Here is a 23,414-nt window from a genome sequence, read left to right on the forward strand (position 1 = left end):
ATTTACGCGGGGTCTTGTCGATCCCGCGTTTTCATTTGTTCAACGCATGCTGCAAGGCCAATTCCGGCGATGAAAAGACCGGGATGTCTGAAACGATGTAAAGCGCGGCCTGAGCCATAGAAGCTTGGGCAAGAACCACGCAAGACATGTCGGGATATCCGGCGATCGTGGCATCAATGTGCTTGGCGATCTGCCTGGTGAACTGTTTGGTCTGACCACTCTCGAACATGGCCCAAAGCTCTGTCAGAGGCAGCGGTTGAATTCGTGGTGTCTTACCGATGTCCAAAAACGCCTGAGAGAGAAGTTCTGTCGATGGTCTTAATGTACTGTTGAGACAAAAGACCATCAAAACCGGACCACCAGTGGCTGCTGCCGCATCCATCATCGGGCGATCTATGCGCAAAGCACCAGCTTGAGCCGCAATGTCAGCTATGCTGGTACAGGTGCAAAGCGCGTTTTCCGCTTTCCCCACCTCAGCTTTGATTTCTGCACTCAGAGATGCATCGACCCCGGAGCGCGCGCGATGTAGCCAATCCGGACGTACCACATGGGTTAACTTGGCCTGCGGAGATATTTTTTGCGCGAGTGCATCAAATGTGGCGCAATGGTTCTCTGCTGTATGAAAAAGGGTCAGATCGGTCATGGAAAGCTTATCTTGAAATTATGTGTACCTGACAACTCTGACATGCCGCAAATGTTGGAATACTACCAGCCTGACATGGCATCAGCGCCGGTGAGGCAGGTGAAACTGGTTTTTGAAAGTCCAGGCCAGGGTTGGGTCTTATCAGCTGGTGTCAGACCTTTGACGTTTGAGAAATGACCTAACGTTTAACGCAATTCCGCGACAGAATTAGTCGTTCGTGGGGTACGCAGTTTGGATCAAATCGGCTTAGATAAAGATGAAAACGGCTGTTACATAGGGCAGGCGCACGGACTGGGAGAGTATAGTGCAGACATTTAACATGGGCCGGGTTCCTCCGGTAACTTTTGGGGCCGGACGTATCCGGAAAGTCGGTGATATCGTGGCAGGGCTTGGCGGTGGGCCGGTCTTGATTATTGCAGACGCGATTCTTGCAGAATTGGGTGTCACCGACACTCTGGCAGAAAGTCTGACTGCCAAGGGTGTGTCCTTTGAGATGGCCGCAGATGTTGCCGGAGAACCAAAACAGGCGCTTGTTGATGCGCTGTGCGCACGGGCGCGCGAAGCCGAGGCCAAAATAGTGATCGGTCTGGGCGGTGGTGCTGCGATGGATGCAGCAAAACTGGTTGCGGCGATTGCTCAAAGTGGCAAGCCTGCTCATAACTTTGATTTGGCGGCACAGCCCTTGCCGAACACTGGTTTGCCCGCCATCGCCATCCCGACTACCGCCGGTACAGGGTCCGAGGTTACCCGCACCTCCGTGATTTCGCGAGCGGATGGCTCCAAGGGCTGGTTCTGGGGAGAGGAGCTGATGTTCACCCAGGCTGTGCTGGACCCCGAGTTGACGCTCAGTCTGCCACCGCATTTGACAGCCTGGACAGGGATTGATGCAGTGGCCCATGCGCTAGAGGGTTCCACCGCCCGCACCACCAGCCTTGCGGGGCTGATGTACGGGCTAGAGGCTTTGCGCATCATGAGCGATGCTCTGCCACGGGCTGTGGCGGATGGATCCGACATCGAGGCGCGGGGACAAGTGTTGTGGGGCAGCATGGTTGCTGGATTGTCCCTGCACAATTGCAACACGCACATGGGGCACAACATCAGCCATTCGCTTGGCTCGCTTTCGCGGGTCCACCACGGGCTGGCCACTGGATTGGGGCTGGAGGTTAGCATGCCCTGGTTGGTGGAGCGCCCTGAGGGGGCCGAGCATTATGCCCGTGCGGCTGAGGCTCTGGGTGCGGCGGCTGAAGCGCGGGCTTTGCCCGGGGCCTTGTCCAACCTGATGCGGGCCTGTGGCATCCCGGCTGCGCTACCCGCAGAATGCGCGGACGTGAGCGTTTCGGCCTTGGCCGCAGAAATGCGTAACCCGGCCAATCACGGGATGGCGAAAAATGCGGCTTGCCCCATCAGCGATGAGGAACTGGACGAGATCGCCGGGATGATGATGGCGCTGCCGGTGGCAAAGTCCGCCGCCTGATCCATTGCAGAAACGAAAAAGGGCCTCAGGCGCGATGTGCCTGAGGCCCTTTCGTCTTTTGGTCGCCGGATTTAGCCCGCTGCGATCAGCTCGGCCTGTGCCACGATCACTTCGGCCTGTTTGATCGATGCGATGTCGACAAGGCGGCCCTTGTAGACGGTTGCGCCTTCGCCGTTGGCCTTGGCCTGTTCCATGGCGGCCAGGATCTCGCGGGCTTCGGTGACGGCCTCTTCCGATGGAGTGAAGACCTCGTTCGCCAGCGCGATCTGCTTGGGGTGGATGGCCCATTTGCCAACCATGCCCAAAGTGGCTGAGCGTTTGGCCTGTGCGATGTAGCCTTCGTCGTCCGAGAAGTCGCCGAACGGGCCGTCGACCGGCAGGATGCCGTGCGTGCGGCAGGCGGCGACGATGGCGGCCTGGGCCCAATGCCACGGGTCCGACCAGTGCTTCACACCTTCGCGCAGCATGTAGTAGTTTTCCTGCGTGCCGCCGATGCCGGTGGTCTGCATGCCCATTGAGGCTGCAAAGTCAGCCGCGCCAAGGCTCATGGCCTGCATGCGGGGGGATGAGGCCGCGATCGCTTCGACATGTGCGATGCCAGCAGCAGATTCGATGATCACTTCAAAGCTCACAGGCTTGGTGCGGCCCTTGGCGCGTTCGATCGCGGTGACCAGGGCGTCCACGGCATAGACATCTTCGGCACAACCCACTTTGGGGATCATGATCTGGTCGATGCGGTCACCGGCCTGCTCCAGCAGGTCAACCACGTCGCGGTACCAATAGGGCGTGTCCAGGCCGTTGATGCGGACGGACATGTATTTGTTGCCCCAATCCACGGTGTTGAGTGCTTCGATCACATTGGCGCGGGCGACGTCCTTGTCCGAGGGGGCCACCGAATCCTCGAGGTCGAGGTTGATCACATCCGCAGCCGATGCGGCCATTTTCGGGAACAGTTTGGTGTTGGAGCCCGGGCCGAACAACTGGCAGCGATTGGGTCGCGCGGGGGCGGCGGGCTGAATGCGGAAGCTCATGTGATCTCCTGTCGCGAGGGTAAGGATATTTCGATTTTCTTGAGAAATGGGGTATTAAATTGCGCAGCTTAGCGCAAGGCTCTTTGTGCAGATGCAGCATTGCCTGTGCAGCATCTTCGACATGAGTGTTCAATAAGCTGCACAAAGTTTAATCGAAGTGAAAACTTGGAATATTTTTGCGCTGACCTGTCATTTGGCGCAAAATTATCCCTTTGATGGTTTTCAAATTAGTCATAACGCGAAGTGCTCGTGAGATCGCCTCATTAGCATACGCCAGAATCAAGAATGGGAGTGCACCGCAATGATCGAGACACCGTATTTGCTGTTTTTGGGCGATGCGCCCGACCAACTCGCGGCCAAAGTTGCCATCGGCATCAAGGATTGGCGCCCTGAGAACGCCGTGGGCCAGTTCCGCATGGACGGCTGCAAGGCCGATCTTGGCCTGAAGGACATGGACCTGACCGAGGCCAAGGCCGCTGGCGCCAAGACACTGGTCATTGGTGTGGCCAACCGGGGTGGCGTGATCAGCCAAGCCTGGAAAAAAGTTCTGGTTATGGCGCTGGAAGAGGGCTTTGACCTGGCGTCGGGCCTGCACAACCTGCTGCGTGACGAGCCCGATCTTGTTGCCGTGGCCGAAGCCACTGGTCGCAAACTGCACGACGTGCGTGTGCCAGAGGTTGAGTATCCGATCGCGAATGGCGTCAAGCGTAAGGGCAAGCGCGTTCTGGCTGTGGGCACCGATTGCTCGGTCGGCAAGATGTACACTGCTCTGTGCATGGACGCCGAAATGCGCAAGCGCGGCATGAAGTCGACCTTCCGCGCCACTGGCCAGACCGGCATTCTGGTGACCGGTGATGGTGTGCCGCTCGATGCCGTGATCGCCGACTTCATGGCGGGTTCGGTCGAATGGCTGACCCCGGACAACGACGAAGACCACTGGGACCACATCGAAGGTCAGGGCAGCCTGTTCCACGTGTCCTATTCGGGCGTGACCATGGCCCTGATCCACGGCGGCCAGCCTGATGCTCTGGTTCTGGCACACGAGCCGACCCGCGAACACATGCGCGGTCTGCCCGATTATCAGCAGCCGTCGTTGCCTGAATTGCGTGACATGGCACTGGCGCTTGGCAAAGTTGCCAACCCGGCCTGCCAGGTCGTAGGCATTTCGGTGAACACACAGCACATGCCCGAGGATGAGGCCAAGGCCTATCTGGCCGAACTGGAGGCCGACATGGGCCTGCCCGCCACCGACCCGTTCCGCTTTGGCGCGGAAAAGCTGGTGGATGCGCTGGCGGCAATCTGATCTAAGCGTGCCGCCGGAGGAGGAGTTGATCCGCCCCCGGCGGCCGTATTTTGAACGAGAAGAAGGATGGGGCGCGTGCAGATAGAAGTCACCCGTGATGTGTTCAAACTGGCGCAGGTGTTCACCATCTCGCGCGGATCGCGGACCGAGGCCCATGTGCTGACGGTGCGGATCACCGATGGCGAACACCAGGGCGTCGGCGAATGTGTGCCCTATGCCCGCTACAACGAAACGCTGGAGTCGGTCGAAGCCGAAATCCGCGGCCTACCCGAGACATTCGACCGCGAAAGGCTGATGGATCTGCTGCCCGCAGGGGCTGCGCGCAACGCGGTTGATTGCGCTTTGTGGGACCTGGAAGCCAAACGTGCAGGCAAACGCGCGTGGGAATTGGCGGGGCTTGAAGCTCCGGGTGCTGAGATCACCGCTTATACGCTGTCGCTGGCCTCGCCTGAGGAGATGCGAAAGCAGGCCGAAGAAAACGCGTACCGCCCGCTGCTCAAGATCAAGCTGGGTACGGCAGATGACATGCCGCGTCTGGAAGCAGTTCGCGCAGGCGCGCCGAACTCCAAGATCATCGTGGACGCCAACGAAGGCTGGTCGGCCGAGGTTTATGCCGATCTGGCACCGCATCTGGTGCGCCTTGGCGTGGCTCTGGTCGAGCAGCCGTTGCCTGCCGGTGAAGATGACGCGCTGATCGGGATGGATCGCCCGGTGCCAGTTTGTGCTGATGAAAGCTGCCATGACCGCACCAGCCTGCCCAAACTCAAGGGCAAGTATGATGTGGTCAACATCAAGCTGGACAAGACCGGTGGCCTGACCGAGGCGCTTAAGCTGCGCGATGCGGCCTTGGCCGAAGGGTACGAAGTCATGGTTGGCTGTATGGTTGGCAGCTCGCTGGCGATGGCCCCTGCGACACTGGTGGCACAAGGTGCGGTTGTGACCGACCTTGACGGCCCGCTCTTGTTGGCCGAAGACCGCGACACACCGCTGAATTTTGACGACGCCGGAGTGCACCCGCCGGAAGCGGCACTCTGGGGCTGAGGAGACAAACATGACCCGTACTGTTTATGTAAATGGCGAATACCTGCCCGAGACCGAGGCGAAGGTGTCGATTTTTGACCGCGGTTTCCTGATGGCGGATGCCGTTTACGAGGTGACCAGTGTTCTGGACGGCAAGCTGATTGATTTCGAAGGTCACGCCGTGCGCCTGAAACGCTCGCTGGACGAGTTGCAGATGGCCGAGCCCTGCACCAAGGACGAGCTTCTGGAGATCCACCGCAAGCTGGTGGAACTGAACGACATCAACGAAGGTCTGGTCTATCTGCAAGTCACCCGCGGCAGCGATGGCGACCGTGACTTTGTGTTCCCTTCAGCCGACACCAAGCCGACGATCGTGCTGTTCACCCAGAACAAACCTGGTCTGGCCGACAGCCCGGCAGCAAAGAAGGGCGCCAAGATCATCTCGATCGAGGATATCCGTTGGGGCCGTCGTGATATCAAGACCGTTCAGTTGCTGTACCCCTCGATGGGTAAGATGATGGCCAAGGCCGCCGGTTGTGACGATGCTTGGCTGATCGAGGATGGTCATGTGACCGAGGGCACCTCTAACAACGCTTATTTCGTCAAGGACGGCAAAATCGTGACCCGCCCGCTGTCGACCGACATCCTGCACGGCATCACCCGCAAGGCAGTTCTGCGTATGGCGGCTGAGGCCCAGATGGAAGTCGAAGAGCGTTTGTTCACCATCGACGAGGCAAAAGAGGCGGATGAAGCCTTCACCACCTCCGCCTCGGCCTTTGTGATGCCGGTTGTTGAGATCGACGGCGTTCAGCTGGGCGACGGCACTCCGGGCCCGATCGCCAAGCGTCTGCGCGAGATCTACCTGGATGAAAGTCGCAAGGCCGCCGTTTAAATTGCGGAACGCGACGCCTCTCTGACGAGAACGGAACAGTTTGCAATCCTCCCTTGGGTCAGCCTGACCTGAGGGAGGATTTTTTTATGCGACCGTTCGAAGGTTTGCGGGTGCTGGACCTGACCCATGTGTTTGCAGGTCCCTTTTGCACGTATCAACTGGGTGCTCTTGGGGCTGAGGTCATCAAGATCGAACCTGTCAATCAACCCGACATGACCCGTGCTGAAGGCGCAGATACAGCACTGAACGCTCAAGGCATGGGCCTATCTTTTCAGGCGCAGGGCGGCGGGAAGCGGACATTGGCCTTGGATTTGAAGGCCGAGGGTGGCCGTGAAGTGTTTGACCGACTGGTCGCGACGGCGGATGTTCTGGTGCAGAACTACACGGCACATGCGATTGAAGAGCTGGGGTTGGGATACGACCGCCTGTCTGCGCTAAAACCCGATCTGATCTATTGCGCGATCAGCGGGTTTGGAGCGACAGGACCCAAGGCGGCGCATGCGGCTTATGACGTCGTGATCCAGGCCTTTACCGGGATCATGGCCGCCAATGGCGAGGCCGACGGTGATCCGGTGCGGGTCGGGCCCGCGATGGTGGATTATGGCACCGGCGCACAGGCGGCGATGGCGATCTCGGCGGCTTTGTTCGGGCGGACGCAGACCGGATTGGGGCGGCGGATCGACGTATCCATGGCGGATTGCGCGCTGATGTTGATGAACTCGCACACGGCGACGACGCTGGCGACGGGGCAGGCGCCCAAGCCGCACGGCAATCAGGACCCCAACTTGGCGGGCTACGCGACTTATGACACGGCAGACGGGCAGGTGATGATTGGCGCCTTCTCCAACGCGCAGATGGCCAGCCTGATGCGCGCCATCGGCCATGACGCGCGGGCAGATGCCATCCTGGCAACGCCCCGGGCGAAGATCGGTGCACGACGAGAGGAGGATGCGGCGACTTTGGCTCAGGTCCTCGCGACGCGCTCAGCGGTTGAATGGGAGGACAGGCTGAATGGGGCCCACGTTCCGGTAGCACGGGTGCGCGGTTTGGCTGAGGCTTTGGAAGAGGAACAGATTACGACGCGTCCAGTGATCCAGTCGGTGGGCAACATGACATTGGCCGTAGCCGGATTTGGCTTTGATCACGGCGGGCCGTCGTTGAACCACGCTCCACACGCACACGGGGCCGACAGCCGGGGCATTCTGGCCGAGTTGGGGATCGGCCAAAGTGAGTTTGATGCCTTGCAGGCTAAGGGGGTGGTGTTCAGCCCTTCTTAGTCACGTTCTCTTCAAACGCGACCTCGAATGCGGCCTGTTTTTCGGGGCTGGCTTCGGTTTGATAGTTGGCTTTCCACTCATCCATGGTCATTCCATAAAAAACCTCCCGCGCCTCGGCCTTGCCCATCTCGATGCCTTTTTCGTTGGCGGCTTCCTGATACCAGCGCGACAGGCAGTTGCGGCAAAAACCGGTCAGGTTCATCATGTCGATGTTTTGTACATCGGTGCGATCTTCCATCAGGTGCTTTTGGAGGCGGCGAAAGGCGGCGGCACTGGAGTTCGATTTCTGTCTGCTGGTCCATGAGGTGGCTCCGAATGGCTGTGCTTTGACGTAGAGGTAACAACCAAGCGGGCGTGTTACAACGGGCGTGACGTTGACGGTTGGTTCTGTCCTTGCACACGGTGCCGTAAGTGGGCTGCGACCCCGGATTTGAGCAGGTAGAGATTTCGATGACCATCACGACGAGATTTGTAACAGGGGCTGCCCGTCCGGCGTGGGAGCGCATGTTTCTGGCCTATGCCACCTTTGGCAAGACCGAGCAGACAGAAGAAATGCGTGCGCGTGTCTGGGACTGGGTCTTGTCACCAACAGCACAGACCCGCTGTATTGTTGCCGAGACCGAGGCTGGCGAACTGGTGGGGTTCACGCATTTCAGATCTTACGAGCGACCATTGCCTGCCACCATCGGTGCCTACATCGACGACATGTTTGTCGATCCAAAGGTGCGGGGGCAGGGCGTAGTTGATCTGATGATCAAGGCCGTCGGGGACTTTGCCGAAAGCCAGGGCTGGGACGTGGTGCGCTGGATGACCCGCGAAGGCAATTACCGCGCACGCGCCGTCTATGATCGGCATGCGGACAAGACCGATTGGGTGACATACAGCTGGAGGAGATAAGAGTAGCGGAGCGCGCGTTAGCGCGTTCCGCCGAAGGTCAGGCGAGTTTCAACGCAAGGTACGGCGCCACGGCAAAGACCAGAGTCAGTGTCTTGTACTTTGCGAGGTAGGCGAAATACGCCTTGCGGACGTCAGCCTCTTCCATCTTGAACATCCGGGCATGAACCCCGGTTACCCAATTCTGCATCGCCAAAAGCATCACTGTGGTGAAGGTCAGAAAGCCTATGTTCAGAACGGTCATCCATCCAAAGACGGTGGTTAGGAATTCTACGGTCATGATACGCTCCTTTCTGGGGTATCTGTTGTCCTCCTTGCCCATAATATGGGGTGTGAGGCGCGATCTCACAAGAATGTGAGCGTCGAAACCCACACCTTTTGACCCTGCGTCATGTTGCAAGGTCAGAGCTCGCTGTCCTCCAACGCTGCAGTCAGGATCGGCGCCAGTCGCTCGGCCCATGCCCTCTGGCCGGTGTGATCTGCGATCAGGTCATTTCGCAGTTCAATCAATACGTTGGGGCGGCCATGAGCGGTGCAATGTGTGTCGATAGCATCGCCGGGCAAAACTCCGGTGTAGGGCTCGTTTTCACCCACGGTGAGATCCCCCTCGGCGTTCAGCCGGTTGATCAGGGGGCGCGAGAACCGCTCGTCTGGGGTGTAGAGAATGCCAATCTCCCACGGGCGGGGTTCGCGACCGCGCAGCTGGCGGGTGAAGGAGTGAACTGAGACGATCACCGCATGCGGTAGCGCGGCCATACGCGCCAGTTCGCGATGATAAGGGCGATAGCACATGTCCAGTCGTCGTTCTCGCTCGGCTGCGTCGGCGTGACGGTTTCCGGGAATGATCGAGCCATCATAGAGCTTCATCAGCAGGGTTGGGTCGTCCTCGCCCCGGTTGGGATCGATCACCAGACGCGAGAAGTTCGAGGCCACCACCGGCGCATTCAGGATCTCGCCCAGGTGGCGCGACACCTCATAGGCACCGACGTCGTAGGCGATATGACGCTCCATATCCTCACGCGGGAGGCCTAGGTCACCACCGTTAATCTCGGGCGGGACGGTGTTGGTGGCGTGATCGCAGGTGATCAGCCAGCGGGAGGGTTTGTTTTCGCCGTGGATATAAAACGGGGTGTATGTCATGCGCCTGTCATCTCTTTTGTCGCAGGTGTAGGACAGTTGCCGCAGAAAGGGAATTGCGCGATAAGCAGTGCAAGACCGTTTGCGGTAACATTTTGACGAACCAGAGGAGCAACCATGCGACGCCTTAGAAATGTGAAAATCGTGGCGACGCTGGGACCGGCGTCAGAAGACTACGACATGATCCGGTCGCTACACGAGGCGGGTGCTGACGTGTTTCGTCTGAACATGAGCCATGGCTCGCACGACGAAATCCGCGAAAAGCACCGCATAATCCGGCAGGTCGAAAAGGATCTAGATAGTCCGATCGCCATTCTGGCGGACCTGCAGGGGCCCAAGCTGCGAGTCGGTGTTTTTGCCAATGACGCCGAAGAGCTGGTGCAGGGCGCGACCTTTCGGTTGGATCTTGATGAGGCGCCGGGCGATGCAACCCGCGTGTGCTTGCCCCATCCCGAGATTTTTCAAGCGTTGGAGTCGGGCGCGCACTTGCTGGTCAACGACGGAAAAATCCGTTTGGTGGTCGACAGCTGCGGTACGGATCACGCAAATTGCACAGTCGAAATCGGTGGCACGATCTCCAACCGCAAGGGCGTGAATGTTCCCGATGTTGTGCTGCCACTGGCGGCTCTGTCGGAAAAGGACCGCGCCGATCTGGAATTTGTCTGTCAGCTGGGGGTCGACTGGCTGGCGCTGAGTTTCGTGCAGCGGCCTAAAGATGTGTTCGAGGCGCGCGCTTTGGCCGATGGCCGAGCCGCGATCCTTTCCAAGATTGAAAAGCCAGCCGCAGTTGAGGCGTTTGCTGACATTCTGGATGCCTCGGACGGAATTATGGTTGCTCGTGGTGATCTGGGGGTCGAATTGCCGGTGGCAGCCGTGCCCCCGATTCAAAAGCGCCTGGTGCGCAAGTGCCGGGCTGCAGCCAAACCGGTGATCGTTGCAACCCAGATGTTGGAAAGCATGATTGAAAGCCCGATGCCTACCCGGGCCGAAGTGTCCGACGTGGCCACTGCCATTTATGAGGGCACCGATGCGATCATGCTTAGCGCGGAATCGGCTGCGGGCGGCTATCCGGTTGAGGCGGTGCAAACCATGGACCGTGTCGCGACCGAGGTCGAGGCCGATCCGACGTATGAGCAGATCATCGCGGCCTCGCGTACGGCCAAGGGCACAACTGTGGCCGATGGCATCGTGGCAGCTGCGCGTGAGATTGCGGAAAAGACTGACGTCAAGGCGATCTGCTGTTTCACGCAAAGTGGGACGACCGCTCTCAAGACGGCACGTGAACGCCCGGGGGTTCCGATCATTGCGATGACGTCCCTGCGTGGGACAGCCCGCCGTTTGTGCCTGACTTGGGGATGCCACTGTGTGATGACACCCGAACTTGAACGGTTCAAAAGCGCGGTGGTCAATGCGGCTCGCGCGGCTCGATCAGATGGGTTCGCGATGGAGACGGATCAGATTGTTGTAACCGCTGGGATTCCGTTCAACGTGCCGGGCTCCACCAATATCCTGCGGGTTGCGCCCTGTGATGAACGGCTGATTTACAACACAGACCCAGGCTAATATCCTCTTCACATAGGTGGAGGGCAAAGCAATGGATACGGACCTGATGCTTGTGGTTGGGATGGTTCTCGCCGTATTTTCGGTTCCTGCCATGATCTCGGCTTACAGCGATGGTCGATCACCGCGAGCCCCGATGTTGATACTCTTGATTGCCGCGCGGTTTGTTCGTATACGCGATCAGCACGCACCCCGGCGGGTATACCATGGCCCAGATCCCGGACGTTTTTTTGGCGTTGTGGCACGAATCCTGCCCTGACCCTCTTGCCTAAGTGATCCGACTTGCGTACACGGCGCTTCTGACCGCGCGACCGGCTTATAGTGGCATGCCGAGTCGCGTCTGAACCGAACCCGAACTCAAGGAGACGGAAATGCCCAAGATGAAGACCAAGTCGAGCGCCAAGAAGCGCTTTAAGGTGACAGCTACTGGTAAGGTCCTGGCGGGCCGGCTAGCAAGCGCCACGGCATGATCAAGCGGACAAAGAAATTTATCCGTGATGCCCGCGGCAACACCACACTTTCTGCCCCCGACGCCAAGATCGTCAAGGGCTTCATGCCCTACGATCGTTAAGAGGAGATCTGAGATATGTCCCGCGTTAAAGGTGGAACCACGACTCACGCCCGTCACAAGAAGGTCATAAAGGCCGCCAAAGGTTACTATGGCCGCCGCAAGAACACCTTCAAGGTCGCAACTCAGGCCGTCGACAAGGCAAACCAGTATGCAACCCGTGACCGTAAGAACCGCAAGCGCAACTTCCGCGCTCTGTGGATCCAGCGTATCAATGCTGCTGTGCGCAGCCACGACGAGGCGCTGACGTATTCGCGCTTCATCAACGGCCTGAACCTGGCCGGTATCGAAGTTGACCGTAAGGTCCTGGCCGACCTGGCCGTGCACGAGCCCGACGCATTCGGTGCCATCGTTGCCAAGGCACAGGCGGCTCTGGCCGCGTAAGACGGTAAACGAGCGACAGTGAAAAGAAGGGTCGATCCAAAGCGGATCGGCCCTTTTTCTTTGTGTGCTAAGGCTTTGGGGTGGCGGGGCTCTGGTTGAACGGAGCACTCCCGTACCCGAGCGGTCCTGACTGTGTCAGCACCCATAGCGGCCTTGGTCCAGGCTCATAAGGGCAAGGCCCTCACGAGCCTGGCCCAACGGGAGGAGGTGTTTCGTCAGAAACATCGACGACGGGCGGGAGCACCCCTTAGATGGGCAACACACTTGCAGGTTCCCGAGCACAGAATAGTCATCTCTTTCTCAGTATGGCGGTCAACTTCGGGTAAGCGCCCTTTGGGTCAAGGCCAACAAAGCGCCTATCATCAACAAGACCGAGGCTGTCATCAGGCTATCACCGATGTCGCCCGTCATATCTCCAATCAGCCCGGCTCCGATGGGGCCAACGGTTTGGGAGACCGCAAAGACTACGGTGAACATGCTGATCGTTGCGCCCCAGCTGTCCTGCGGCATGTTTTGACGCGTAAAATTGGTGATCGCACCGGGTGCCATAAACACCGACAGGCCAAAAACGATGGCCGACACCATCAACCCTAGGGCCGATGGAGCAAAAATTGGCAATGCGGACCCAATTGCAATGCCAGTCAGGATCAGAGCCAGTGGAACACCGTTTGCAAATCGTGCAAAAACAGATCGCCAGATAAAGGGTGATAGGGTGATGCAAACCCCCAACAGAACCCAAGTGCTCGAGATCATGAATGCGCTGTAGTCGCGTTCTTTCATCCACAAGGCCAGGAACGTCAGATACACGATGTATCCTAGACCAAAGCCAGCATAGCCGCATATTTCGCCAAGCATCTTTCGTATTGGCACTGGGTCGCGGGTTGGCGCGGGGGCCGATTGGACCCGAAGCGACTCTCCGGCCCAGATGCTCAGAGGGCAGATGGCAAAACTGACCAAACCAATGCCAATCCAGCCCCAGGGCCACGCCCTTGGGCCCAGCCAGTCCAGCATCATTGGCAAGGTCGCACCGCAAACAATGATGCCAAGACCTCCTCCCCCGCCAAAATAGAAAGCGATCGACAGGGCATTGCGCTTTGGATCGTCCTGAAACAGGGCAGCCGCCAGGGCACCGCTGACCACAAAGGACCCAGCACCAAAGACCCCCGCCAGAATACGCCAAAAGCTTTGGGCAAAAATCGATGTGTTTGTCCCGGTGGCAAACAGGCAAATGGCAGTCAGAACAACGCCGGTGCTGAACAGCCGAGATGGCCCTACCCGACGGATCAGGGTCGCGGTGAACAAGGCACCCAGGACATAACCCAAAGCATTGGCCGTGTTGAGCCAACCGGCTTCGGCATAGGTCCAATTTTGCGATGATTTCATTGCAGGCAGGATCAGCCCATAGGCAAAACGAGCAAAGCCGTTGGTGACACAAACACCCAAGGCCAGTCCCAAAAGGACCAGCCAGGGTCTGGGTGGGGTTGCGATCTGCATGTCGAAAGGTCTCTCCTCACTGCAAACGCTCGGGCAGGAAGGACGCCGGTGCAAGCGGAACGCTGCGCAATACTGCTATTTTGATGCTGATTTCAAAATTAGACCCTACTTTTGCCAGTTTGCGACAACATATAGAAACCCAGAAACAAAGAGTGATGCTAAGCCGTGGCCCGTATCAGTGAACTTCACTACTCCAATGCCTATGCCCGTGCTTCGGGTGTGTCGGAATTTCTTGAGGTTTCGCTTGGGGCAAACCAGGATCCGGCAGACTTTACGGTGTCCTTCTACCAAGCCAACGGGAATGTTGGGGTTGAGGTTCAACTGGACAACCCGCTTGTTCAGGTCTCGATTGATCCGGATAATGGTGAAATCGTCTATGTGATCTCGGCGGATTATTTCAATATTCTGCTGACTGATCCGAATGGCGGTGGCGCAAACAACTTTGAAGCCTATGCGCTGACAAACACCGCCGAGAATGAGGTGGTCGATTTCTACGACATTGGCGGCGGCACCCAGAACATCACGGCAAACAACGGCGCGGCGGCGGGGGCGACCTCGGACAATTTGCCGGTGCTGGTTGGTCCAAATTCCACAACGACCACTTTGCAGTTCAATCAACCGAACCCGGACGTGCTGACATACGGCACAGTCAGTCCCGGCGATTCGGGGATGGCGTGTTTTGTTGCCGGTACATTGATCGATACCGCGAGCGGCGAACGCCCGGTCGAGATGATAGAACCCGGCGATTTGGTGATGACTCGGGATCACGGATTGCAACCGGTACGCTGGGTCGGGTCACAAACGGTGCGGGGACTTGGACGGCTGGCTCCGGTTCGGATTGGAAGGGGCGCATTTGGGGCGAGCCGCGATGTGATGGTTTCGCCGCAGCATCGTATCCTGATCTCGGGCTGGCAGGTGGAGCTGTATTTTGGCGAGGATGAGGTTTTGGTTCCGGCCAAGTCCCTGATCGACGGCCGTGATGTGTGCCAGGTGCCCATGGACATTGTCCGCTACGTTCACATCCTGTTTGATGCGCATCAGATTGTTTCGACAGGTGGTGTCGACAGTGAGAGTTTTTACCCCGGACAATTGGGGTTGGGTGCGCTGGTCAATGAAACGGCGCAAGAGCTCTTTGCACTTTTCCCCGAGTTGCGTGACACGCCCGAGGTCTATGGAGCTCCCGCCCGCGCGATCCAAAGCGGCCCACAGGCCACATTGTTGCGCCGCGCCTGACGCCGTGCTCTTGCTTTCGGTGACTGCTGTGATAGCAGGGCAACAACATGTGATCAGGGGACCGTCATGGACGATCTTAAGGCAAAATATCTGGGTCAGATCGCCGATGCGGGCGACGAGGCAGCGCTTGAGGCGATCCGCGTCGCAGCGGTTGGCAAAAAGGGCGAAGTGGCGCTGAAGATGCGCGAACTGGGCAAGATGACGCCCGAGGAACGCCAGGTGGCAGGCCCCGCGCTCAACGCGCTCAAGGATGAGATCAACTCGGCACTGACCGCCAAGAAGGCCGGTCTTGCCGACGCCGCTCTGGATGAGCGTCTGCGGACCGAGTGGCTGGATGTGACTTTGCCCGTGCGCCCGCGCCGTCAGGGCAGCCTGCACCCGATCAGCCAGGCTAGCGAAGAGCTGACCGCGATTTTTGCCGAAATGGGCTTTGCCGTGGCCGAAGGGCCCCGGATTGAGACCGATTGGTATAACTTTGATGCGCTGAACATCCCCGGTCACCACCCCGCGCGGGCTGAGATGGACACGTTCTATATGCACCGTGCCGATGGCGACAACCGCCCGCCGCATGTGCTGCGCACGCATACCTCGCCCGTTCAGATCCGTTCGATGGAGAAAACCGGCGCGCCGATCCGAGTGATCTGTCCCGGTGGTGTGTACCGCGCCGATTATGACCAGACTCACACGCCGATGTTCCATCAAGTCGAAGGTCTGGCCATCGACAAGGACATTTCGATGGCGAACCTGAAATGGGTGCTCGAAGAGTTTGTGAAGGCGTTTTTTGAGGTCGATGGCGTCGACCTGCGCTTCCGCGCCTCGCATTTCCCGTTCACCGAGCCGTCGGCCGAGGTCGACATCCGCTGCTCGTGGGAGGGCGGGACGCTCAAGATTGGGGAAGGTGATGACTGGCTGGAGATCCTGGGCTCGGGCATGGTCCACCCCAAGGTGATCGCCGCCGGTGGTATTGATCCTGACGAGTATCAGGGCTTTGCCTTTGGCATGGGGATCGACCGGATCGCGATGCTGAAATATGGCATCCCCGACCTGCGCGCCTTCTTTGAAAGCGACCTGCGTTGGCTGCGCCACTATGGCTTTGCCGCGCTGGACATGCCGAACCTGCATGGTGGTTTGAGCCGCTAGATGTACAGTGTCAGCCATTACATGGCTGTCATTTACAATTGGATGTTGCGGCACGCCGAGGCGATGCCACGCTGGAAAGGCCGCGTCATCATTGGCGTGGCCTTTGTTTTTTCTGTGGTCGTTTTGTTCTTCACGCCGGTTTGGGTGTTCTTGGCCTATTCCGTTTTCGTATGGGGTCCTGTTTCCGTTTTCGCGCACGCGTTCGATTCGGTTTGGAAAAAACGAGATCAAATTGCGCGGCATCGAAGCGAAGGTGTCTACCGCACCAAAAAACTACTAAAAAGCTTCAGAAAGTAGATCGTTTCGCGGCGCAGAATCAAGGCCGTAGGCCTCCGCGCCATCGACAGACCGACCGCCAGGGCTGGCGATTTGGATACGTCGCATTTTCAATCAGAGCACAGACGAATTTGGCGGGGACAAAGTGGCCCAAGCCCCCGTTACATCGCCATTCAGTGGTCTGCCGATGGCGCGACTTTCTCCCCACAGAGATGTGACGTGACATGGTCCGCAGGGCGGGTAGGGTCGAGCCATGATCAGAACCGCGCTTGCCTGCTTTCTCCTCTCTGCAACTTCGGCCCTTGCCATGGGGCCGTGGAAATCCGACTGCCACGGGCAGACCGCCTGTGAACTGGGCGATCGGTCGTATCACGTGCTGGAGCCTGATGGCTGGGATGGCGAGACGCCCCTGCCGGTGCTGATGCATTTCCACGGTTGGTCGCGGCAGGGCGATCTGGTGGTGCGGCATCAGCGAATTGCAGGGCACACGAAATTGCGCGGCGTCTTGTTGGTGGCCCCGAACGGGCGGCACAAAAGCTGGGATTTCTGGACCTCGGACACCGATGACGTGGGTTTTGGTGATGATGTATTGGCCGATGTGGCTAAGCATTACCCGGTAGACCCCGAGCGTATTTATGTCTCGGGGTATTCTTATGGCGGCGCGATGGCGTGGCGCTTTGCTTGCCAGTCCGAAACGTCAGTTGCTGCACTCATGGGCATCGCAGGCACCATTCGCCAGACCGAACATTGTCCCAGCACCCCGCGTGAGGTGCGCCATGTGCATGGGCTGCGCGATACTGTGATGGGTTTTCCCTTTGGTCCTAACGGGGAAACCACTCATCCCGTCGCCTTGTGGCGGGCGCAATATGATTGCGGCGATGCGACTCCCAAAGGTGATTGGAGTGTTGAGCCGTTCCTGACCCTCAGCCGAACAGAATGGACCAGTTGCGCGCAGGGCAAGGTCACGCTCGACACCCACCCAGGCGGGCATTTCATCCCGCACGGTTGGGTCGGGCGTCAATTGGACGAGCTGTTGGGCCGCGCGCCGACTTACCCCTGAGCACCGATCAATTCACCCACGTCCTTTTGCCTGTCGGGGGCAAGCGATGCATCCTCGGCCAGCCAATTGGTACAGATCTCTTTCAGGCGATTGATCCGGTTTTCCTTGTCCGGGACGATGATCGACTTCAGCTTTTTCTTGACCATGCCGGTCATCAGCCGCCCCATCAGGTTGCCGCCTTTGGGCGTTGCAAAGCGGATCTTGATCATCGTGCCATCGCCAACCGACACCAGCTCGTTGGTTTCATACATCGTCAAGCCCATCGGCAGATTGTAGCGGCCTGTCACGTATTCACCGGGGCGCCAATCGATGATCTCGAAAGGGAATATGTCGTCGCCGTGGTGACAATGATACATTGTGCCGGGTTCGACTTTGCCTTTGTTCAAGCCCAGCAGATCAATGGCATCTGCGCCCAACCACTTGGCGCGCATGTCTGGGCGGGTGCATGCTGTAAATGCGGCCGCAGGAGATACCGTTACCGGGATGGCCCATTCTTCCATCAGTAAGTCTTCGTCGGGTTTGACGAACACCTGTTCCGAGCCACGCCTGCGTTCCCACGCCTGTTTCAGGTCACGCACCACATACTCGAGCTCTCCAATGTGCTCGATGTCCTCGGTATAGAACTCGTCTTGGGAAAACAGCTCTTTCATGTCCATCTTACGCAGTGCGTCGCATGAGACGAGCATATAGGCGTCCATTCCGGTGCGTTCTTTGACCGTGTTCTTGAGAAGGCGAAATGCGGTGATCACATCCGTCCCAGCCAGTTCTTGTCGCCCGCCGGTTTCCTGCACGACACATTCGCCGTAATGCACCACAATTTTGAGCTCAAGCCCGTCCACATTGGCGCAGGCCCCGCATTCGCATGAGGTGTTGATCTGCATCTTTTCCTTGCTGCGGGCAAAGGCGCAGTAGATCTGTTCGGCAAAATCGATGATGAATTGTTTGGTCATCACATCGCTTTCGAACGCAAAGGCAAAGACAGCGTCGCCCTGTAGGCCAGATATGGTTAGTGGAGATCGGATTGCCGGGACTAACGCACCAAACAATTGCTCTAGGATTCCCTTAGCGTGCGTGATCTCCGTCTCGGACATGAATTTAGTGTACCCGGATATGTCCGCAATCACGAAAAATGCAGACTGCGGCCCGGTATTTTCGGATGTCATATTGATACGCCCCCAAGATCAATATCCCCAGCGTACGCACAATTTCGCGAACAGGTCAAAACATTCTGATTTGTGCATTCGGCCAACGGATGTAGGCAAATTGCCATTGCAGGCCCTTGTCCCCTTTCCCCATCCGTGCTGATCCGATAAAGCCTGCTGTAACTTTCTGATCAATCGCGGACGAGACGCAATGAAATTCACCCTATCCTGGCTGAAGGATCACCTCGACACTGACGCATCGGTGGACGAGATCGCTGAGGCCCTGACCGATCTGGGTCTTGAAGTCGAAGAGATCACCAACCCGGCCGACCGGCTGAAGGGGTTCACCCTAGGTTATGTGAAACATGCCGAAAAGCACCCTGATGCCGACAAGCTGCGGGTGTGCAAGGTCGACACCGACGAGGGCGAGATGCAGATCATCTGTGGCGCCCCCAATGCCCGCGAAGGCATCACTGTCGTGGTTTGCAAGCCGGGCATGTACATCCCCGGCCTCGACATCACCATTGGTGTCGGCAAAATCCGCGGTGTTGAGAGCTTTGGCATGATGGCCTCCGAGCGTGAGTTGGAGCTGTCGGACGAACATGATGGCATCATCGAGTTGCCGTCGGGCGAAGTGGGTGACAGCTTTGTTGATTGGCTGGCCGAGAACGCGCCTGCCAAGGTTGACCCGATGATCGAGATCGCGATCACGCCCAACCGTCCCGACGCGCTTGGCGTCTATGGCATCGCCCGCGATCTGGCGGCGCGTGGTTTGGGTACGATCAAGGCGCGCGAGATTGCCCCGGTTGAGGGTGAATTCTCGAACCCGATTAACGTGACCATCGACGACGATACGCGTGAGGCGTGCCCGGTGTTTTATGGCCGCCTGATCCGCAACGTCAAAAACGGCCCCTCGCCGCAGTGGCTGCAGGATCGTCTGACCGCGATTGGCTTGCGTCCGATCTCGGCACTGGTGGACATCACCAACTTCTTCACCTTTGACCGTAACCGCCCTCTGCATGTGTTCGACGCAGACAAGGTGCAGGGCGACCTGCGGGTGCATCGGTCCAAAGCGGGCGAGACGCTGGTGGGGCTGGACGAGAAAGAGTACACCTTCGGCGACGACATGACCGTGATCTCGGATGACACTGGCATCGAGAGCATTGCTGGGGTCATGGGCGGTCTGCACACGGGCTGTACTCAAGAGACAACCAATGTTTATGTCGAGGCGGCGTTCTTTGACACGGTGCGTACCGCACTGACGGGCCGCGCTCTCAAGATCAACTCGGACGCGCGCTATCGCAACGAGCGCGGGATTGACCCCGATTGGTGCAAGGACGGGATGGAAGCGGCGACGCAGATGATCCTGGACCTGTGCGGCGGTGAGCCGTCGAATGTGATCATGGCAGGCGCACAGCCCGACCACAGCCGTGCCTATAAGTTGGACCCCGAGCGGGTGAAATCGCTGGTCGGCATGGATATTCCGGAGGCGGAACAGCGCCAGACCTTGACCCGTTTGGGCTTCAAGATCGAAGGAAACATGGCGCAGGTGCCTAGCTGGCGCCCGGATGTACAGGGTGAGGCGGACCTGGTGGAAGAGGTGGCGCGGATTGCGTCGCTGACCAAGCTCGAAGGCAAACCGCTGCCGCGTCTGACCGACGGCATCCCAAAGCCGGTGATGACGCCGCAACAGCGCCGCCAGCAGATGGCACGCCGGACCTGTGCGGCTTTGGGCTACAACGAATGCGTAACGTATTCCTTTATCGATCAGGCCTCGGCGGCCCTGTTTGGCGGCGGCGATGACGCGACCATGCTGGCCAATCCGATCAGCTCGGATATGTCGCACATGCGTCCCGCGCTGTTGCCCGGCCTGTTGCAGGCCGCAGCCCGCAATCAGGCGCGTGGGTATATGGATTTGGCCCTGTTCGAGGTTGGCCCCGCCTTTCACGGTGGTGAGCCAGGCGAGCAGCACAATCTGATCTCGGGCCTGTTGGTGGGGCGCACTGGACCGAAGGACGTGCACGGTGCTTCGCGTGCGGTTGATGTCTATGACGCCAAGGCGGATGTCGAGGCGGTACTGGCCGCTATCGGAGCGCCCGCAAAGGTGCAGATACTGCGCGGCGCACAGGACTGGTGGCATCCGGGCCGTCATGGCAAGATCTGCCTTGGTCCCAAGAAGGTATTAGGTGTCTTTGGTGAGTTGCACCCGCGCGTGCTGCAAGCGATGGACATCAAAGGTTCGGCCGTGGCGTTCACCATCTGGCCGGATGAGGTGCCGATGCCGCGCAAATCGGGCGCCAGCCGTGGTGCGCTGGAACTGCGTGACCTGCAAGCGGTCGAGCGTGACTTTGCCTTTGTTGTGGATGAGGGCGTCGAGGCGCTGACGCTGGTGAATGCAGCCGCTGGTGCTGACAAGGCGATGATCGAAGACGTCCGTGTCTTTGACGAGTTCATCGGCGGCTCGGTTGGTGAGGGTAAGAAGTCCCTCGCGATAACCGTGCGATTGCAGCCCACCGAAAAGACGCTCAAGGAAAAGGACATCGAGGCGATCAGTGATAAGATCGTTGCCAAGGTGACCAAGGCCACAGGCGGTGCGCTGCGCGGTTGATGTCGCGCAGGCCCGTATTTGAAACGAGAAGAAGGGGCCGGATGTGCCCCTTTTTTGATGGAGGGAGAGAAAGATGATGAAAGTTTACCTGTCCGGTGAAATTCACACCGATTGGCGCGAGCAGATCACCCAAGGAGCCGAGGGGCTGGATGTAACGTTCTCAAGTCCGGTGACCGATCACGATGCCAGCGACGATTGCGGTGTGGCTATCCTGGGGGCGGAGCCCAACAAGTATTGGCACGACCACAAGGGCGCGATGGTCAACGCCATTCGTACCCGCAAGGGTATCGAGGATGCGGATGTTGTCGTTGTGCGCTTTGGCGACAAGTACAAGCAGTGGAATGCCGCCTTTGACGCGGGTTATGCCGCAGCACTTGGTAAGTCGATCATCGTGCTGAACCCGCCCGAGCATCAGCACGCGCTGAAAGAGGTTCATGCCGCGGCCCTGGCCGTCGCCGAAGAGCCGCAGCAGGTTGTTGAAATCCTGCGCTATGTGCTGACAGGAAAGCTGCCCGTTTAATCGCGGGGAGGGATGTTTGCGCCGCGCTGTACGGCGGGGCGCTGCATGAAGCGGTCGAGATAGGCTAGCACGTTTTTGCGATCTGCCAATTCAACCACCTCGGTCGCGCCGTAGAAGTCCAACCCCTTGAGCCAGGGCGCAATGGCCATGTCGGCGATGGAGTAGTCGCCGGCAATCCAATCGCGACCTTCCAGCTGGCCATCGATCACACCCAACAGGCGCTTGGCCTCGTTGATGTAGCGCTCGCGGGGGCGGGGATCTTCGATCTCGGCGCTAAGCAAATTTGTAGAAAAAGCCCAATTGGCCCAGCATCGGGCCGACACCGCCCATCTGGAACATCAGCCATTGGGTGATGTGATGTTTGTCGGCGGCCGTCTGACCGATGAACTTGCCGGTCTTTTCGGCCAGATACAGCAGGATTGCGCCGCTTTCAAAAAGACCGATAGGCGTGCCATCCGGTCCGTTGGGGTCAATGATGGCAGGAATCTTGTTGTTGGGATTCAACGACAGGAATTCCGGGCTTTTGACATCCGCATCAGCCAATGTGACTTTGTGTGCTTCATACTCCAGCCCGGTCTCTTCGAGCATGATCGAGGCTTTCACCCCGTTGGGCGTCGGAAAAGAATAAAGCTGCAGAATGTCAGGGTTTTGAGCGGGCCATCTGCGCGTGATAGGAAAAGCGGACAAGTCGGTCATTTCGGTCTCCGGTTGCGATGTCACCAACCTATGGTACGTATCACGCAATAACAGGGGGTAATCTGTGCATTTGGTGCTGCCCAACTGTTCGCTGGTGAACATCAGTTCACGCACTGCGGGGAACAGAGGCCTTGCAAAAACCTAGACGTCGCAAAGTTTTCTCTTAATTTCTGCTCAAATTCTGCGCAGGGTCACCCTGATGCGAAATGAATGTGCCGATGTAAAAGGAGACGCACGTGGAAGAAGTTGTTACACAAGCCGGTGCTTTTGGTCCGGTCCTGTTGAATGCGATCAAGGCCTTGATCGTTCTAGTAGTTGGCTGGATTGTTGCCGGTGCCGTAGCTGGAATGGTGCGCCGACGCATCAACAGCACGCCGCAGATTGACCCAACACTGGGAAATTTTGTCGCCAGCATGGTGAAATGGGTGATCTTGGCAATCGTCTTGGTCGCGGTTTTGGGCATCTTCGGTATCCAGGCCACAAGTATCGTCGCCATTTTGGGCGCTGCATCCCTGGCGATCGGCCTGGCATTGCAAGGCACATTGAGCGATTTGGCGGCAGGCGTCATGCTGGTTGTTTTTCGCCCATACAAGTTGGGTCAGTATGTGGACATTGGGGGTACTGCGGGCACGGTGAAAGACTTAAACCTCTTTGTGACCGAGCTTGTGACACCCGATAATGTACAGATCATTGTTCCCAATGGTCAGGCCTGGGGCTCAGTCATTACAAACTATTCCGCACATGACACGCGTCGCGTCGACCTCGTGTTTGGTATCGACTATGGCGATAGTGCGGACACAGCAAAAGAAATCATTCTGGAGGTGGCCAAGGCGGATCTCGCGCATTCATTCAGATCCCGAACCTTGGGTCAAAGTTACCAATCTTGGTGACAGTTCCGTAGATTTGACCGCGCGTCTGTGGTGCGATGCGATCGACTATTGGGACGCCAAATTTGAACTGACACAAGCAGTAAAAGAGGCATTTGATGCCAAGGGAATATCGATCCCTTATCCGCACTCGGTCGAGATTCAGAAAAAGGGCTGAGATGCCAAAAAATTTGGG

At 58.3% G+C, this 23,414-nt stretch carries 20 protein-coding genes and 4 pseudogenes; 16 read left to right on the plus strand and 8 right to left on the minus strand.

Features of this window, described 5'->3' with window-relative positions; translation table 11 throughout:
* Positions 1–31 precede the first annotated feature (31 nt).
* A complete protein-coding gene (locus ACZ1HE_RS03470) occupies positions 32–643 on the minus strand; it encodes a hypothetical protein (protein WP_472619568.1) in 612 nt (203 codons plus the stop codon).
* A gap of 304 nt (positions 644–947) precedes the next feature.
* On the opposite strand from ACZ1HE_RS03470, the gene ACZ1HE_RS03475 reads away from it, so the two are divergent.
* Positions 948–2,117, plus strand: a complete 1,170-nt coding sequence (locus ACZ1HE_RS03475) for an iron-containing alcohol dehydrogenase (protein ID WP_472619569.1) — start codon at positions 948–950, stop codon at positions 2,115–2,117.
* A 71-nt stretch (positions 2,118–2,188) separates the two neighbouring features.
* Here the strand turns inward: ACZ1HE_RS03475 and ACZ1HE_RS03480 are convergent, their stop codons facing one another.
* A complete protein-coding gene (locus ACZ1HE_RS03480) occupies positions 2,189–3,148 on the minus strand; it encodes an L-malyl-CoA/beta-methylmalyl-CoA lyase (protein WP_108789757.1) in 960 nt (319 codons plus the stop codon).
* A 301-nt stretch (positions 3,149–3,449) separates the two neighbouring features.
* Here ACZ1HE_RS03480 and dgcN point away from each other — a divergent pair, with 301 nt between their 5' ends.
* From dgcN to ACZ1HE_RS03500, 4 genes are all read left to right on the plus strand, one after another.
* Positions 3,450–4,451, plus strand: a complete 1,002-nt coding sequence (gene dgcN, locus ACZ1HE_RS03485) for an N-acetyltransferase DgcN (protein ID WP_108789759.1) — start codon at positions 3,450–3,452, stop codon at positions 4,449–4,451.
* A gap of 75 nt (positions 4,452–4,526) precedes the next feature.
* Positions 4,527–5,492 (plus strand): N-acetyl-D-Glu racemase DgcA, encoded by a 966-nt coding sequence (gene dgcA / locus ACZ1HE_RS03490; protein WP_108790078.1) that lies wholly within the window; start codon positions 4,527–4,529, stop codon positions 5,490–5,492.
* A gap of 10 nt (positions 5,493–5,502) precedes the next feature.
* A complete protein-coding gene (locus tag ACZ1HE_RS03495; RefSeq protein WP_472619570.1) occupies positions 5,503–6,363 on the plus strand; it encodes a D-amino-acid transaminase in 861 nt (286 codons plus the stop codon).
* Between the two features lie 86 nt (positions 6,364–6,449).
* Positions 6,450–7,640, plus strand: coding sequence for a CaiB/BaiF CoA transferase family protein (locus ACZ1HE_RS03500; RefSeq protein WP_472619571.1), 1,191 nt, complete (start codon positions 6,450–6,452; stop codon positions 7,638–7,640).
* On the opposite strand, the pseudogene ACZ1HE_RS03505 reads toward ACZ1HE_RS03500, so the two are convergent.
* Positions 7,627–7,942 (minus strand): annotated as a pseudogene (locus tag ACZ1HE_RS03505) (DUF1244 domain-containing protein). The gene ACZ1HE_RS03500 and the pseudogene ACZ1HE_RS03505 overlap by 14 nt on opposite strands.
* A 148-nt stretch (positions 7,943–8,090) precedes the next feature.
* Here ACZ1HE_RS03505 and ACZ1HE_RS03510 point away from each other — a divergent pair.
* A complete protein-coding gene (locus tag ACZ1HE_RS03510; protein ID WP_472619572.1) occupies positions 8,091–8,537 on the plus strand; it encodes a GNAT family N-acetyltransferase in 447 nt (148 codons plus the stop codon).
* A 37-nt stretch (positions 8,538–8,574) separates the two neighbouring features.
* Here ACZ1HE_RS03510 and ACZ1HE_RS03515 read toward each other — a convergent pair whose 3' ends face one another.
* Positions 8,575–8,814, minus strand: coding sequence for a DUF6868 family protein (locus tag ACZ1HE_RS03515; RefSeq protein ID WP_472619573.1), 240 nt, complete (start codon positions 8,812–8,814; stop codon positions 8,575–8,577).
* Positions 8,815–8,936: 122 nt separating this feature from the next.
* Positions 8,937–9,674 (minus strand): N-formylglutamate amidohydrolase, encoded by a 738-nt coding sequence (locus ACZ1HE_RS03520; protein WP_472619574.1) that lies wholly within the window; start codon positions 9,672–9,674, stop codon positions 8,937–8,939.
* 114 nt (positions 9,675–9,788) lie between these two features.
* Between ACZ1HE_RS03520 and pyk the strand changes: the two genes are divergently transcribed.
* From pyk to rplT, 3 genes and pseudogenes are all read left to right on the plus strand, one after another.
* Positions 9,789–11,234, plus strand: a complete 1,446-nt coding sequence (gene pyk / locus ACZ1HE_RS03525) for a pyruvate kinase (protein ID WP_472619575.1) — start codon at positions 9,789–9,791, stop codon at positions 11,232–11,234.
* Between the two features lie 368 nt (positions 11,235–11,602).
* Positions 11,603–11,802: pseudogene (rpmI, locus tag ACZ1HE_RS03530) on the plus strand (50S ribosomal protein L35).
* A 15-nt stretch (positions 11,803–11,817) separates the two neighbouring features.
* Positions 11,818–12,183 carry a 50S ribosomal protein L20 gene (gene rplT, locus ACZ1HE_RS03535; RefSeq protein WP_472619576.1) on the plus strand — a complete coding sequence of 122 codons (366 nt, stop codon included), beginning with the start codon at positions 11,818–11,820 and terminating at the stop codon, positions 12,181–12,183.
* Between the two features lie 312 nt (positions 12,184–12,495).
* Here rplT and ACZ1HE_RS03540 read toward each other — a convergent pair whose 3' ends face one another.
* Positions 12,496–13,677, minus strand: a complete 1,182-nt coding sequence (locus ACZ1HE_RS03540) for a YbfB/YjiJ family MFS transporter (protein ID WP_472619577.1) — start codon at positions 13,675–13,677, stop codon at positions 12,496–12,498.
* Between the two features lie 165 nt (positions 13,678–13,842).
* Between ACZ1HE_RS03540 and ACZ1HE_RS03545 the strand changes: the two genes are divergently transcribed.
* The 4 genes from ACZ1HE_RS03545 to ACZ1HE_RS03560 all read left to right on the plus strand — a co-directional run bounded on the left by ACZ1HE_RS03545 (position 13,843) and on the right by ACZ1HE_RS03560 (position 17,386).
* A complete protein-coding gene (locus tag ACZ1HE_RS03545) occupies positions 13,843–14,910 on the plus strand; it encodes a Hint domain-containing protein (RefSeq protein WP_472619578.1) in 1,068 nt (355 codons plus the stop codon).
* Between the two features lie 66 nt (positions 14,911–14,976).
* Complete coding sequence (pheS, locus tag ACZ1HE_RS03550) at positions 14,977–16,050, plus strand: phenylalanine--tRNA ligase subunit alpha (RefSeq protein WP_472619579.1); 1,074 nt, start codon at positions 14,977–14,979, stop codon at positions 16,048–16,050.
* Between the two features lie 42 nt (positions 16,051–16,092).
* Entirely contained in the window at positions 16,093–16,347 is a 255-nt protein-coding gene (locus ACZ1HE_RS03555) for a hypothetical protein (protein WP_472619580.1), read from the plus strand.
* Positions 16,348–16,579: 232 nt separating this feature from the next.
* Positions 16,580–17,386, plus strand: coding sequence for a CE1 family esterase (locus ACZ1HE_RS03560; protein ID WP_472619581.1), 807 nt, complete (start codon positions 16,580–16,582; stop codon positions 17,384–17,386).
* On the opposite strand, the gene ACZ1HE_RS03565 is transcribed toward ACZ1HE_RS03560, so the two are convergent.
* The gene (locus ACZ1HE_RS03565; protein ID WP_472619582.1) at positions 17,377–18,549 is read right to left on the minus strand and encodes a DUF2652 domain-containing protein; all 1,173 of its coding nucleotides are present in this window, start codon (positions 18,547–18,549) and stop codon (positions 17,377–17,379) included. The two genes, ACZ1HE_RS03560 and ACZ1HE_RS03565, sit on opposite strands and share 10 nt — an antisense overlap.
* Positions 18,550–18,739: 190 nt before the next feature.
* On the opposite strand from ACZ1HE_RS03565, the gene pheT reads away from it, so the two are divergent.
* Both pheT and ACZ1HE_RS03575 read left to right on the plus strand, forming a co-directional pair.
* Positions 18,740–21,136: a phenylalanine--tRNA ligase subunit beta gene (gene pheT / locus ACZ1HE_RS03570; protein WP_472619583.1), complete on the plus strand. Its 2,397-nt coding sequence runs from the start codon at positions 18,740–18,742 to the stop codon at positions 21,134–21,136.
* A 73-nt stretch (positions 21,137–21,209) separates the two neighbouring features.
* Positions 21,210–21,656: a YtoQ family protein gene (locus ACZ1HE_RS03575; RefSeq protein ID WP_472619584.1), complete on the plus strand. Its 447-nt coding sequence runs from the start codon at positions 21,210–21,212 to the stop codon at positions 21,654–21,656.
* Here ACZ1HE_RS03575 and ACZ1HE_RS03580 read toward each other — a convergent pair.
* Positions 21,653–22,352 (minus strand): annotated as a pseudogene (locus tag ACZ1HE_RS03580) (glutathione S-transferase N-terminal domain-containing protein). The gene ACZ1HE_RS03575 and the pseudogene ACZ1HE_RS03580 overlap by 4 nt on opposite strands.
* 236 nt (positions 22,353–22,588) lie before the next feature.
* Between ACZ1HE_RS03580 and ACZ1HE_RS03585 the strand changes: the two are divergent.
* Positions 22,589–23,396: pseudogene (locus ACZ1HE_RS03585) on the plus strand (mechanosensitive ion channel family protein).
* Positions 23,397–23,414: the final 18 nt, after the last annotated feature.

Source organism: Falsiruegeria sp. JB4-1, from assembly GCF_055693495.1.